Annotated in this window: 13 protein-coding genes and 1 tRNA gene; 8 read left to right on the top strand and 6 right to left on the bottom strand. The window is 37.9% G+C overall.

The annotated features are described in order from the left end of the window. Window positions 1-3: 3 nt before the first annotated feature. On the bottom strand, window positions 4-243 hold the full coding sequence (locus JG479_RS13265) for a DUF2960 domain-containing protein (protein ID WP_002963045.1): 240 nt from the start codon (window positions 241-243) through the stop codon (window positions 4-6). Window positions 244-343: 100 nt separating this feature from the next. Between JG479_RS13265 and JG479_RS13260 the strand changes: the two genes are divergently transcribed. The 3 genes from JG479_RS13260 to JG479_RS13250 all read left to right on the top strand — a co-directional run bounded on the left by JG479_RS13260 (window position 344) and on the right by JG479_RS13250 (window position 2224). Beyond that, window positions 344-595 carry a hypothetical protein gene (locus JG479_RS13260; protein ID WP_002963043.1) on the top strand — a complete coding sequence of 84 codons (252 nt, stop codon included), beginning with the start codon at window positions 344-346 and terminating at the stop codon, window positions 593-595. 201 nt (window positions 596-796) lie between these two features. After that, on the top strand, window positions 797-1414 hold the full coding sequence (pnuC, locus tag JG479_RS13255; protein WP_002963042.1) for a nicotinamide riboside transporter PnuC: 618 nt from the start codon (window positions 797-799) through the stop codon (window positions 1412-1414). Window positions 1415-1417: 3 nt separating this feature from the next. Further along, window positions 1418-2224 (top strand): phosphotransferase, encoded by an 807-nt coding sequence (locus JG479_RS13250; RefSeq protein ID WP_197121395.1) that lies wholly within the window; start codon window positions 1418-1420, stop codon window positions 2222-2224. Between the two features lie 3 nt (window positions 2225-2227). Here the strand turns inward: JG479_RS13250 and JG479_RS13245 are convergent, their stop codons facing one another. Further along, window positions 2228-2410 carry a hypothetical protein gene (locus tag JG479_RS13245; protein WP_039490259.1) on the bottom strand — a complete coding sequence of 61 codons (183 nt, stop codon included), beginning with the start codon at window positions 2408-2410 and terminating at the stop codon, window positions 2228-2230. Window positions 2411-2656: 246 nt separating this feature from the next. On the opposite strand from JG479_RS13245, the gene JG479_RS13240 reads away from it, so the two are divergent. The 3 genes from JG479_RS13240 (at window position 2657) to JG479_RS13230 (ending at window position 4182) form a co-directional block, all read left to right on the top strand. Continuing rightward, window positions 2657-2731: transfer RNA gene (locus JG479_RS13240), tRNA-Arg, on the top strand. A 193-nt stretch (window positions 2732-2924) separates the two neighbouring features. Beyond that, window positions 2925-3476 carry a DinB family protein gene (locus JG479_RS13235; protein ID WP_325101147.1) on the top strand — a complete coding sequence of 184 codons (552 nt, stop codon included), beginning with the start codon at window positions 2925-2927 and terminating at the stop codon, window positions 3474-3476. 1 nt (window position 3477) lies between these two features. Continuing rightward, window positions 3478-4182, top strand: coding sequence for an NRDE family protein (locus tag JG479_RS13230; RefSeq protein ID WP_002963038.1), 705 nt, complete (start codon window positions 3478-3480; stop codon window positions 4180-4182). Between the two features lie 119 nt (window positions 4183-4301). Here JG479_RS13230 and JG479_RS13225 read toward each other — a convergent pair whose 3' ends face one another. Beyond that, entirely contained in the window at window positions 4302-6065 is a 1764-nt protein-coding gene (locus JG479_RS13225; protein ID WP_200219478.1) for a lysophospholipid acyltransferase family protein, read from the bottom strand. Between the two features lie 336 nt (window positions 6066-6401). Here JG479_RS13225 and JG479_RS13220 point away from each other — a divergent pair, with 336 nt between their 5' ends. After that, window positions 6402-7616, top strand: coding sequence for an HD-GYP domain-containing protein (locus JG479_RS13220; RefSeq protein ID WP_039490270.1), 1215 nt, complete (start codon window positions 6402-6404; stop codon window positions 7614-7616). Here the strand turns inward: JG479_RS13220 and JG479_RS20140 are convergent. Further along, window positions 7576-7899: a hypothetical protein gene (locus JG479_RS20140; protein ID WP_076914930.1), complete on the bottom strand. Its 324-nt coding sequence runs from the start codon at window positions 7897-7899 to the stop codon at window positions 7576-7578. The two genes, JG479_RS13220 and JG479_RS20140, sit on opposite strands and share 41 nt — an antisense overlap. Window positions 7900-8182: 283 nt before the next feature. Here JG479_RS20140 and JG479_RS13215 point away from each other — a divergent pair, with 283 nt between their 5' ends. Next, entirely contained in the window at window positions 8183-9433 is a 1251-nt protein-coding gene (locus JG479_RS13215; protein WP_039490273.1) for an outer membrane protein transport protein, read from the top strand. 117 nt (window positions 9434-9550) lie between these two features. Here JG479_RS13215 and JG479_RS13210 read toward each other — a convergent pair whose 3' ends face one another. Both JG479_RS13210 and JG479_RS13205 read right to left on the bottom strand, forming a co-directional pair. Beyond that, window positions 9551-12406 carry a valine--tRNA ligase gene (locus tag JG479_RS13210; protein WP_039490275.1) on the bottom strand — a complete coding sequence of 952 codons (2856 nt, stop codon included), beginning with the start codon at window positions 12404-12406 and terminating at the stop codon, window positions 9551-9553. 53 nt (window positions 12407-12459) lie between these two features. Next, the gene (locus tag JG479_RS13205) at window positions 12460-12906 is read right to left on the bottom strand and encodes a DNA polymerase III subunit chi (protein WP_002962020.1); all 447 of its coding nucleotides are present in this window, start codon (window positions 12904-12906) and stop codon (window positions 12460-12462) included. Window positions 12907-13025 lie beyond the last annotated feature (119 nt).

Raw genomic sequence — 13025 nt, 5'->3', positions numbered from 1 at the left:
TAATTACTCTTTTATAAAGTAAATGTCGCTAAAGCCCATACGGGCAAATTCTTGGTCGCGAAAGTTACGAACAGAAGCAGACCCTTTTGAGGTCATTTCTATTTGGCGTACCATGTTTAAGTAATTTGTTAAATCAATACCCTCGGCAGCAGCAATAGCTTGATACATGTCGTGGTATTTATCTTTTGCGAAGTTAATTTCGCGCGGTTGGTTTTTAAATGTATACGTTATTCTGCGTGCCATAATAAGCTCAGTTAAATTGAGTGTTAGTATAATTTTACACTGTATTGAACTGGCATTGAATGATTTGTTTAAATCAAATAATTAAAAAGTAGAGTTTAAAATGAAATTATCAGTAGAGATCAGTAAATATCCACTTCACCAAGATTACATTCCGTTTATTAAAGGCTTTATTGACCGCTTAAACGAATACGAAAATTTAAAAGTGATTACTAATACGCTATCAACGCAAATTTTTGGTGATTATGATTTAGTAATGCAGGTGTTAAATACCGAAATTAAGCGCTCATATGAAGAATTTGGTAAAGCTATTTTTGTATGTAAGTTTCTCTCTGGCGACTTATCGCCTGAATAATCTATAATACCAATCTGCATAAATCTTTGATCAATTTAACGAATTAAATTGCACTATAACGTCGTTAAAAATTTTTTATTTAGAACAACTAGATACAAAAATTTTTGCCTAGTTCTAGCGTAATTTTCTTAACGTTAAATAGACCCCGTATATAAGCAGATTGGTATAACAAATGGCACAACTAAACGGTAACTGCATAATATGGACTTTTTAACACAAACCTTAAGCGGTTTTACAGCAATGTCGCATTGGGAATACATTGCGGTAGGATTGTCGATGGCGTACTTATTATTGGCAATAAAGGAAAGCTTATGGTGTTGGCCGGCGGCATTTTTTAGCACGCTCATTTATACAATTATGTACTGGAATGGCGCATTGCTCATGGAGTCGTTACTTAATTTTTATTATATGTATATGGCTGTGTTTGGATGGGTTGTATGGAGAAAAGGCAAAGCTGAAAATTTAAATATTACATCGTGGTCGATAAACCGTCATGCTGTTTTAATTAGTTTAACAACCGTAGCTGCAATTACAATTGGTTACGTTATGCAAAACTATACGCATGCCGATTTTGCTTATCTTGATAGTTTTACAACGTGTTTTGCCGTAGTAACTACCTACTTAGTTGCTAAAAAAGTCCTCGAAAACTGGCTGTACTGGATTGTAATAGATGCCGCTTCCATGTATTTATATTATGAAAAAGGCTATTACCCAACGCTTGCGCTCTTTATATTTTATACCATTATGGCAGCGTGGGGCTTTAAAACTTGGTACGAAGAGTACGAACAAAGCCAAGCTAAGCCGCTAGCTCAGCTTTAATTAATGATTGAGCATAATCAGTTAGTAAAAATGTGTAGGGCGTTTATAGAGCCTACGAGCGTTATTTCAAGCGAGCGACTACTTAATGGTTTTAGTAACGATAATTTTTTAATACGTACCAAACAACAAGGGTATTTATTAAAGTGTTATAAAAGCCATTGGCCAGCCATAGGGCTTGAAGCACAGCGTTTTTTAAGTGAGCTTAATATATGTCCTGCGCCTGTTTGGCTCGATAAAAAGAATAGCCGTGCGGTATTTAATTATATTGAAGGTAATACAGCGCAATCGGATATAACGCTTAGCTTTATTAATAAACTTGCTCAAGTGCACAATTACAAAGCGTCTACTGCGCCAATGGATATAGCTAAAGAGCTGCATTTTTATCAAAGCACCGGCGTATATACGCAATATAAACCTCAAATAGAACGGGCACTCAAAGCAGTTGCAGCCATGCAATTTGATGAAGGCTTTTGTCATAACGATTTGGTAAAAGATAACATTATTGTAAATGCTTCGGGCATGTATTTAATTGATTTTGAGTACGCGCAAACTAACGATGTATATTTTGATTTGGCAGCCCTTGCAGTGAGTTTTAACCTTAATGAGCAAAGTAAAAAAGCGCTGTTAAACAACTATAAAAATAGCGTTGATAAAACAAGCACGTTTTACCCATCAATAGATAAGCTAAATTACTATAAGCTGTTTTTTTTGGTGTTATGTATTGCTTGGTATGAGGAGCGCAGCATAACTAGTAAATCTATAATGTTACGTGCGCAGCTAAATAAACTTGTTACGAATACTTTTTTATAAAAGTTACAAACCACCAAAGCGTTCAGCGAGCTCTTTGTACTTTGTTACTTCGGCCGCATCAAATTGTGGTTCGCCATTCTCGTCTTCAGATTTAGCAATTAATAAACTTTCTCTAGAGAGACGTTTTACACGCTCTACTTTTACACCTAAAAACTCAGCGACTTGCTCAGTAGACATTAAACTCATCATTATTTCCTCGTATTAAACTAATCCTCACAGCGACAATCATAATTTTAATGTTGCTAAACCGTTACTGTTTCTTATCTAATAAGAATAAATAGCTTGTTTTTAAGCCTTTGTGAAGTGTTTTATTTAAAAGAGTTTAATTAATAAGCATATAAGCTGATCTTACTGGTATTTATTTAAAGATCTCTTTATCATTGCGGGTGCTAAAGCACTGATATCGCGAGTTGGTGTGGCGGCAACAAATGTGCTCTCGTGGTGAAATGGATATCACGTGGCCCTCCGGAGGCTGAGTTGTAGGTTCGATCCCTACCGAGAGCGCCATTTGCTTTTATATGTATTAATTATCCTCTCTATATTACCTAGCTTCTTATTAATTACTCTTGTATTTAAAAATGCATTTACTGCAAAAACTTTGAAAGTTAATTTTAAAAACAGCTTTCTAGTTATTTATACAATGCAAAATTAGCATCCAAAAATCATGTTGTACTTTTTTGCATATAAGATTTAGTGATAAATGAGGAAGACCGATTCAATGTTAAATAGTCAATTAGAGATACTAGCTCAAGGACACGCTTATCTTGAAGGTGTGACTAAAGAGGACTATTCCCAAGTCATTACTCCTAACTTTATTAGCTCGGCAGGAGCTCATATGCGACATATTATCGATCATTATCAATCTTTAATGACCGGCTTTAGCACGCAAAAAGTAGATTATGATTGCCGCTTAAGAGGAGGAGATATTGAAAACTCTCCAACTGCTGCAATAAAAAAAATTGCCGAAATAACAACGTGGGTTGAACAGCTAAGTCCAGATGATTTTAATAAACCGTTATTACTTTCAAGTGAAGTTTCGATTAAAAGCAAAAATGTACAAACAGTAACAACATCACTTGCGCGAGAGCTTATTTTTGTAGGCAGTCACGCTGTGCACCATTACGCGATGATTTCACAAATTTCTTTTGCTCAAAAGTCGCAGCTCGATCAAAGCTTTGGTTTAGCACCAAGTACAGCTACCTTTTTAAGAGAAAATAGCCAGCCAGCACAACCAAAATCGATGCAAAATTAAAATGTGCACGTTAAGTTACTTTTTAACTGATGATGGCTACGAGCTATTTTTTAATCGCGATGAGCAAAAAACACGAGAAACGGCAATCGCTCCAAGTAAGCACCAGGGCAATGCAATTTTCCCCATTGATCCGCAAGGAGGAGGTACTTGGCTTGGGGTATCGCATTTTGGGCAAACACTCGCATTATTAAATGATTACCAAAGTGTATTTGATATAACTGCGGTAAAGCATAGTAGAGGTCTGTTAATCCCTCATTTACTGAGCAATAAAGCCCCTGCATTGTACCAATTACAAAACATGGATTTATCGGGCTACGCGCCTTTTAAGTTGTGTATTTTTCCGGATGGGCTATCGATAAATAACAATAACGTGGTTTTTGTTAGGTGGGATGCAAAGCAGTTGATCCACTGCCAAGTTGAACCACTTGCTACGTCATCAGGTGTTGAGCTTGAAACGGTGACACAAAAGCGTAAACAACAATTTAAGCAACTTATTGATTTAAGACATCCTGAAAGTGAGCAGTTTTTAGCGTTTCATTACAGTAAAGCCGAACAAGGGCAATATGGCGTAAACATGCTAAGAGAAGATGCAATGACGGTCAGTATTAGTCATATTAAAGTTGGTAACACTATACGTTTTAATTATTTTGATAAGCAGTCTCAGCTCATTAGTAGCATTGGTTGTTTAAAAGTGGCTGCAGCTTAACTAAATATTTTTATAGCCATAACTATTACATAATTAAAAACAAAAAAGTCGATGTAATTAATTACATCGACTTTTTTGTTAACTGTATTTTACCTGCTATATTAAGCAGCAGGTAAAAATTATGAGTGATTTATATAATCATCCTTTTTATCACCAAGGTAGAGCCTAAGTAGCTTTTCAGGCGCACTTGGTAGGTGCACACTTAAAAGTAATCCTGGCGTGTGATTAAAGTTGCTATCAATGCCCATGCAATGAAATTGAGCGCCTAGCTTGTGGTATTGCTTTAATAAAATCGGTATGTCTTTTTTATCTTCTTCTATTCCCATAACCAATGCTGATACATGGCTTATATTTAACGTGTGGTCATTAATAAAGTCTTCAAACTCTGGGTGGAGCTTATTATTAAAAGGCGTATTGGCGCTAACACCTTGTTTATTATTAACCATTGCATGGTCAATAATTGCAACAGAACGAGGGTCATAAAGTTTACTTAATGAAACCGTGCCATATAAAGTCCTATAGCGTGGATTTTGCGCCATAAACGCACCAATCCCTTTAAATAGCAGTAATAAACCATGGTAACTGCCCTGATGTTTTTGAACTATAAACGATCGACCCATTTCTAAGCACGGCTGTTGCTGATTAATAAAAGAAGGTTCAAAGTTAAACATTTGCGATAAATAAAGAGCGCTCACGTTGCTATTTTTTTGTAATAAATCGGTTTGTCCAATTCTATAAGCACCAATAATTTCTTCATTTTTATGATCAAAAATAAACAAATGCATGTAAGTCGCATCAAACTTATCAGTGTCGCATGGCTCGCCACTTCCTTCGTTTAATGTACGAAAGGTTATTTCTCTGAGGCGTGTTATTTCAGTAACGCAATTAGGTATTTGCTCTTGGTAGCCGTAATAAACTGAGTAACCTTTAAAGTCGACTAAGTGCTGCTCGCTTGGCAAGTTGGCAAGCTCATTTTTCATTTTTGTTTTATCAACTTCCTGCATAATGGCTTTGAGCTGTGTTGATTGGTTATCCTCTTGCCAAGGCGTTACAAAGCGCTCATCGTTTAAGTAACACTGCAAGCGTGAAAGTGCGTTTATGTCGTCAGTTTTTTCAAACTTATTTAATAATTTGGGTGTAAGTAAATTACCAGCGCTTAAGCTAATAGAGCTTTTTTGAATTTTAAGTAATTCGCGTATTAGCATTAATAATCTAAATCGGTAGTAAACACGCCCCAAGTTATAAAAGGTTGAGCTATTCTGACCGCTAATAAATACAGGCAATAAAGGAGCTTGTGTTTTTAAAGCTAGTTGAGCGGCTAAGCGATTCCATTGCCCGTCAGTTACACGTTGTTTTTCTGATTGAAAAAATGACACTCTTCCCGCAGGAAAAACCACAAGTAAGCCATCATTTTTAACATGACTAAAACACTGTTTTATTGCGCTGGTATTAATGGCTGCTTTTGGTTTTAGTGGGTTAGCAAAAATAAAATAGTCTTTAATTTCTTTAAATATTTTTAAACCCACGTTAGCCATTACTTTTGTATCGCTACGATAACGGGTGAGTAAATTTGCAATAATTACGCCCTCAATCATGCCATAAGGATGATTACATACCACTATGCAAGGGCCATGCTTTGGTATTTTGTTAATAACACCTTGTGCACCAAGCACATTAATACCTAATACATTTAACAGCTTTTCACTAAACTCTTGTTTATCTAAACCCGATAAATTATTAGAGAGGTATATATCACGCAGCTTATTGATGCCCAATAAGCTATCGAGCAGCGGAGCGGCTATTTTTAGTATATGACTCAAAGGAGAAACGGTGCTTATTGCCGCTACACTTAAGTTTGATACGGGGTGGTTTAATTTTGTCATATACGTTGATGCTCTTAAATTTTTATAGCTGTTGTGTATATTTAGACCGAGGAAAAACCACATTATGTTCAAATTAGGTTAATTAAGTTTGTTTAAAAGCGTAAAAATAATACTCAAATAGCCTTTTAAGTGCTAAGTGGCTGTAGGTTATTAAGAAAATAGAAGAGGGTTTTAATTATCCATAAAATAAGGTTACCCACTACAGCTAATAAGAGTGATACAGTAAGTAATCCTTTGTAGTTATATATCACTACTTACAACTCAAAAACTAGACTTTTAAGCTTAATTAATGCTATTTAAGGTACATCTACTTTAAATGTAAAAAATCTCACCTTTATGCTAATTACTTTGCCTGTGTCTGAGCTCACCCCTGGTATGTACGTTGATAGCGTTACTAAACAACACGAGGGGATCAATAGCATAAAAATTAAGACCAGTGGCTTGGTGCGCGACAAATCTATTATTAAGCGTTTAGTGTCTGAAGGGGTGCTCGAGCTGCTTATAGATTTTACTAAAGGTGATGCGCCAGTTCCTGCCAAATATAAGCCCCAAAGTGCACCTAAAACATCTAATAGCCAAAAAAAAGTAGAAAAAACCCCTATAGCTATTTCTATCGAACAGGAATTTGCTAAAGCGACTGTAAATTACGATCAGCATGGCCGAAAGTTACAATCATTATATGGCGATTTAACATCTGGCCTGAGTGTTAATATAAAAGTGCTTGATGAAATTGCCAGCGAGATAGTCAGCTCAGTTTTTCGTAATGCTAACGCTATGACTATTCTTACTCGTATAAAAGACAAACATAGCTATAACTGGCGCCATATGATCAACTGCGCCATTTTTACTGCTGTATTTGCTAAATACTTAGGGTATGAAAAAGCTGTTGTACAAGAGCTTGCAATGGGGGCGTTACTTCATGACTTAGGCCAAGCTAAATTACCGCAGGGTATATTTTCCAAGCCAACTAAACTAAGTAATAACGAGCTAGCAGCAATTAAAAAGCATGTTGCGCAAGGTTTAGGTTTAGTTAAAGGTGAGAAGGGTATAACTCCCCTTATGCTCGATATGATAGTAAATCATCATGAGCGTTTAGATGGCTCTGGTTATCCGCGAGGCCTGCAGGCTGAAAAGTTAAGTCGCCCGGCGCGTATAATGGCAATTGTAGATGTGTACGATGCTATGACAGCCGATAGAATGCACCAAGAGGGTGATGAGCCTATTAATGCATTACGCTACTTATTAGCCAATAAACACTTGTTTGATGGTGAACTAGTACAACGCTTTATAAAATGCTTGGGGGTCCATCCGGTAGGAACTATTGTAAAATTAACGAATGAACGTTTAGCCTTAGTGCTTGAGGGGAACGTATTAAATCCTATTAAACCTAAAATTAAGCTATTTTATAATGCTAAGCATAATCATCATGTTACACCTAAAGACATAGATTTAAGTGAGCACACCCAAGAGCTGAAAATACTAGCAAGTGTTAAGCCTCTTGATTATCAGATTAATTTGTCTCGCCTGCTAAAAGAGCATTTGTTGAACTAGTTTTACTGCATTGCCTTTTTTTAGTTTGTTTTGCAGAAATAAACGCACCCAAAAAACAACTTCCCATCAGTGTTAGCCATAGCAAAGTACCTAACTCTACGTGCAATGCAAAACAACACAGTCCTAAAGAGATCAACGCATTTAACATTGCTCCAAGCCAATAATGGTTTACGGGGTTATCGCATTGTCCTGCTTGAGTGCATGCACAGTAGTTTGCTTTGTAAAAGCAAAATACACTCGCCCCACAAAATATTAGCCCTGTAATAATAAATAAAATGATCACAGTTTTACTTCCTTTGCGATTTTATAGTGAGTGTAATTTGCTATATATTTCAAGTCAATCTAAATGATAATTAATTACAATTAGAGCTTTAACTCTAATAGCACATTTCTCATCCGATGAGTTTTAAATAGTTGTTAAAATGTCGTTAAATAACATGTTTTTTGCTGTTTTTTGACGCATTCATAGAGTTTTTTACAAAAAATTAAGGTAGTGTAGCAAAGTTTCAAATCCTAATAACAACACACATAGTACCCAGACAGTCAGTTTGGTTAAGGACTCAACAATGAAATTTTCTAAAACTCTTATTGCAGCTTCGCTTGCATTTGTTTCAGCTGATAGCTTTGCAGCTGCGTTTCAATTATCAGAGCAAAATGCATCGGGTTTAGGCCGTGCATACGCTGGTGAAGCCTCTATCGCAGATGATGCATCTGTAGTTGCACGTAACCCAGCACTAATGACTTTATTTAAAGATAAACAACTAAGTGTTGCTGCTATTGGTGTAATCCCAGATGTAAGCTTAGAAGGTGAAGGCGCGCCAACTGGTATTGATCAATCTACATTAGATGACGATAGCATTGCCCCAAGTGCAGTGGTACCAGCAGCTTACTTTACTATGCCTTACAACGATAAAGTATCACTTGGTTTTGGTGCATTTTCTAACTTTGGTTTATCAACAGACTTTGACGATGACTACTCAGCAGGACAGATTGCTGGTAAAACAGAAATCTTCACCGTTAACTTAAATGCAAGCGTTGCTTATAAAGTTACTGAAAAGTTTAGCTATGGTATTGGCTTAAACGTAATTTATGCTGATGCAACAATTGTGCGTCATGCTGGCTCTGGTTTACCATTTGCTTCAAGCACTGAAGTTGTGAACTTGGAAGGTGATGATACAGGTTACGCTTTAAATGTTGGTTTAATGTATCAGCTAGATGATAACAGCCGTTTTGGTTTTAATTATCGTACAGAAACAGATATTACATTCGAAGGTGATTATTCGAATCAAATACCAACAGCTTTTGGTGGATTAAATGGAACTGAATTACCTGGTTCTGTTGAAATAACACTTCCTGCAATAGCTGAATTTTCAGGTTCTCATCAATTAGATGAAAAACTTGGTCTTCATTACAGTATTTTATGGACAGGTTGGAGTAGCTTTGATTCATTAGAAGCACAAGTAACAGCTCCAACAGGCGATAAGTTTAGCGCATTTAACAAAGATGAGAGCTTCTCTGATTCGTACCGTTTCGCTGTTGGTTCAGATTACCAATATAACGAAGATTTATTACTTCGTGCTGGTGTAGCATTTGATCAGTCTCCAGTATCACAAGATCACCTGTCGATCTCTATTCCAGATACCGATCGTTTCTGGCTTTCATTCGGTGGTAACTACACAATTGATCAAAACTCTAACGTAGATCTAGGCGTAAGTATTATCCGTGGTAAAACTCAGAACTTTGAAGAAGATGGATTTGAGTTTGAATCAGAAGGTAATGCAGTACTTATTGGCGCTCAATACAACTACAAATTCTAATATTTGTATAAATGCTTAGAGCTTAGGCTCTGGGCACAAAAAAGCCGCTCACTTTAATTAAAGTGAGCGGCTTTTTTAATGCCTATTAAATAGTGTTAATAGGCATTTTATGAAAGCTTATAAGCTTTCTATTTTAGTTTTTTGCTCAAGTAACTTAGTTTTAGCATCGCTAAACTCAGCCAGTTTTGCATTTTCTTTAGCAAGTACGGCTTCAGGTGCGTTGTTTACAAACTTTTCGTTAGCGAGTTTGTTTTGCACTTGTGCTAGGCCTTTTTCTGCTTTTTCGAGTTGCTTATTAATACGCGAAAGCTCGGCTTCCACATCAATTAAGCCTGCCATTGGGATCATGATCTCAAGGTTGCCAACATAAGACGTTGCACATGCAGGTGCCCCGTCTTTGTTTTCAAGCATTGTAAACTCTTCAATTTTTGCAAGTGATGCTAAAAATGATTTGTTTTCTTCAATGCGGCGCACGTCGTCGCTTGATGCATTAGCAAGTAATACGCTAAGCGGTTTACTTGGGCTAATATCCATTTCACCACGAATGTTACGAATAGCTAAAATGAATTGTTTAACCCACTCTAAGTCGTCCATCGCTTTAGCATCAACGCTTGCTTCATTATATACAGGGAACGGCTGAACCATAATGCTGGTGTTTGTTGTTTCAAGGCCTGCAAGAGGTGCAACACGTTGCCAAATAGTTTCAGTGATGTACGGCATCATTGGGTGCATTAAACGTAGTAAGCTTTCAAGTACGGTAATAAGTGTATTACGTGTACCACGTTGCTGCGATTCATTACCTTTAAATAATACCGGCTTAGTTAGCTCTAAGTACCAATCACAGAACTGGTTCCAAGTGAATTCGTAAAGCGTGTTAGCAGCTAAGTCAAAACGGTAGTTATCAAGGTGCTCAGTGTACGTTTTAACTGTTGACTCAAATTGGCCTAAAATCCAGCGGTCAGCTAATGAAAGCTCTTTTTGTGCATCGTTTGCAAAACCACAGTCTTGCTCTTCTGTATTCATTAATACGTAACGGCTCGCGTTCCATAATTTGTTACAGAAGTTACGGTAACCTTCAAGGCGGTTCATGTCCCAGTTAATATCACGACCGGTAGATGCCATTGCAGCAAGTGTAAAGCGAAGGGCGTCGGTGCCGTGTGCTTCAATACCGCCTGCAAATACTTTTCGCGTATCTTTCTCGATTTTAGCGGCAAGTTTTGGCTGCATCATGTTACCAGTACGCTTTTGTACTAGGTCTTCAAGTTCAATGCCGTCAATCATGTCTAGTGGGTCAAGAACGTTACCTTTTGACTTAGACATTTTATCGCCATTATCATCACGTATCAGACCCGTTACATACACGGTTTTAAACGGAACTTGTGGTTTGCCATTTTCGTCTTTTACAAAGTGCAGCGTCATCATAATCATGCGCGCAACCCAGAAGAAAATAATATCAAAACCAGTTACCAGCACGTCAGACGGGTGGAAGGTTTTTAAATCATCGGTATTTTCAGGCCAACCTTGTGTAGAGAAAGTCCAAAGTGCTGACGAGAACCACGTATCAAGTACGTCTTCGTCTTGGCTTAACGTTACGTTATCTGCAATGTTGTTTTCACGGCGAACTTCGGCTTCGTCGCGACCAACAAATACATTGCCTTCACTGTCGTACCAAGCTGGGATACGGTGACCCCACCAAAGCTGGCGTGAAATACACCAATCTTGTACGTCGTTCATCCACGAGAAGTACATGTTTTCGTATTGCTTAGGTACAAATTGAATGTCGCCGTTTTTAACAGCGTCTTTTGCAGGTTCTGCAAGTGGTGCAACACGTACATACCATTGGTCGGTAAGCAGTGGCTCAATTACCACACCAGAGCGATCGCCGTAAGGAACCGTTAAACCATGGTCTTCAATTTTTTCTAGTAGGCCTAGTTCTTCAAATTCTGCCACAATTGCTTTACGCGCTGCAAAACGATCAAGTCCATGTAGGCGCTCAGGTATTGGTGCATCAAACTCAAGCTCTTTACCGTCAAAGGTGTATGTTTCACCTTGGGTAAGAATAGCGGCGTCTTTATCGAAAATGTTGATCATCGGCATTTGATGACGCTTGCCCACTTCGTTATCGTTAAAGTCGTGCGCTGGGGTTATTTTTACACAGCCAGTGCCTTTATCTTTATCGGCATGTTCGTCAGCAACAATTTTAATACGACGATTAACGATGGGTAATAAAATCTCTTTACCGATTAAATCTGTGTAGCGCTCATCATCTGGGTTTACTGCAACACCCGAGTCGCCAAGCATGGTTTCAGGACGTGTTGTTGCTACTACTATGTAGTCTTTTCCGTCTTGTGTTGTAACGCCATCAGCTAGTGGGTAACGTAAGTTCCACATGTGGCCTTGCTTGTCTTTATTTTCAACTTCAAGATCAGAAATAGCCGTGTGTAATTTTGGATCCCAGTTTACTAGGCGTTTGCCTCGGTAAATTAGGTTTTCTTTATGAAGGCGTACAAACACTTCTTTAACAGCTTCAGATAAACCATCATCCATTGTAAAACGTTCACGATCCCAATCAACCGATGCGCCAAGGCGACGAAGTTGCTTAGTGATAGTGCCGCCAGATTCTTTTTTCCATTCCCAGATTTTATTAATAAAATCTTCGCGGCCTAAATCGTGGCGTGTTTTGCCTTCCTCGGCATGCAGTTTACGCTCAACCAACATTTGCGTTGCAATACCTGCGTGGTCAGTACCTACTTGCCATAATGTGTTGTTACCTTGCATACGTTTAAAACGCGTTAGGGTATCCATTATTGTATCTTGGAAGGCGTGGCCCATGTGTAAGCTACCAGTGACATTTGGCGGCGGGATCATAATTGAATATGGTACGCCTTGGCCAGATGGCTTAAAGTAGCCTTTTTGTTCCCAGTCTTGATATAGCGACTGTTCAATATCTTGCGGATTGTAGGTTTTATCCATTACACAGAACCTTAAATAAGTACTTAAATTAGTTGGTTAGTTTGCCTGATTGGCTAGCTATTAATATCTTGCGTGGTGAGATTGGCACCGAGTTGGCGTAGCTTTTTAAAACGCTCGCGGGCTGCTTGCTTAGCAGCTGGTTCTACGGGTACAAAATCAAAAACTTGGTTAAACCGACGAATGTAATCCGGTAACTGAGTAGCCAAGTTAATTAAAACTTTACGATTGCCAACAGGTGGCGTAATACCAATTTCTACAGGTGCGCCGCCTTTAGGGCCTTCACCTTGTAAATTATGTGGCACAAAACTATCTGGATCGAATGCCCAAATTATTTCATCAATGGCACAGGCTGCTTCGTTATCGTTAACACAAATAAACACACGCTGCCCATTTCGATACTGATCGGCTGCAATTTGAGCTGCCAATGCAAAATGATCGTCAGCCTTCGCTTTAGACTCATCTTGTTGCTTTAGAACGAAAAATTTAGCGTTCATGTTCATTGTATCGGGGTTTCCCATGACATTGAATGTATACCAAATTGATATACATAAATTAAGAGGCAGATTTTGCCATATAACGGGGTTTGCTTCAATTAATACACAAATAAATAAGGCGCCAA

Origin of the sequence: Pseudoalteromonas sp. LC2018020214 (genome assembly GCF_016598755.1) — a bacterium.
GTDB classification, from domain to species: domain Bacteria; phylum Pseudomonadota; class Gammaproteobacteria; order Enterobacterales; family Alteromonadaceae; genus Pseudoalteromonas; species Pseudoalteromonas distincta.
The sequence above is the reverse complement of the archived record's forward strand: the minus strand, read 5'-3'. Positions and strand labels throughout refer to the sequence as shown.

Excerpts from the sequence above, each read along its gene's own strand:
- JG479_RS13265 (WP_002963045.1), bottom strand. The coding sequence starts at position 243 with ATGGCACGCAGAATAACGTATACATTTAAAAACCAACCGCGCGAAATT.
- JG479_RS13260 (WP_002963043.1), top strand. The coding sequence starts at position 344 with ATGAAATTATCAGTAGAGATCAGTAAATATCCACTTCACCAAGATTAC.
- pnuC (WP_002963042.1), top strand. The coding sequence starts at position 797 with ATGGACTTTTTAACACAAACCTTAAGCGGTTTTACAGCAATGTCGCAT.
- JG479_RS13250 (WP_197121395.1), top strand. The coding sequence starts at position 1,418 with ATGATTGAGCATAATCAGTTAGTAAAAATGTGTAGGGCGTTTATAGAG.
- JG479_RS13245 (WP_039490259.1), bottom strand. The coding sequence starts at position 2,410 with ATGAGTTTAATGTCTACTGAGCAAGTCGCTGAGTTTTTAGGTGTAAAA.
- JG479_RS13235 (WP_325101147.1), top strand. The coding sequence starts at position 2,925 with ATGAGGAAGACCGATTCAATGTTAAATAGTCAATTAGAGATACTAGCT.
- JG479_RS13230 (WP_002963038.1), top strand. The coding sequence starts at position 3,478 with ATGTGCACGTTAAGTTACTTTTTAACTGATGATGGCTACGAGCTATTT.
- JG479_RS13225 (WP_200219478.1), bottom strand. The coding sequence starts at position 6,065 with ATGACAAAATTAAACCACCCCGTATCAAACTTAAGTGTAGCGGCAATA.
- JG479_RS13220 (WP_039490270.1), top strand. The coding sequence starts at position 6,402 with ATGCTAATTACTTTGCCTGTGTCTGAGCTCACCCCTGGTATGTACGTT.
- JG479_RS13215 (WP_039490273.1), top strand. The coding sequence starts at position 8,183 with ATGAAATTTTCTAAAACTCTTATTGCAGCTTCGCTTGCATTTGTTTCA.
- JG479_RS13210 (WP_039490275.1), bottom strand. The coding sequence starts at position 12,406 with ATGGATAAAACCTACAATCCGCAAGATATTGAACAGTCGCTATATCAA.
- JG479_RS13205 (WP_002962020.1), bottom strand. The coding sequence starts at position 12,906 with ATGAACATGAACGCTAAATTTTTCGTTCTAAAGCAACAAGATGAGTCT.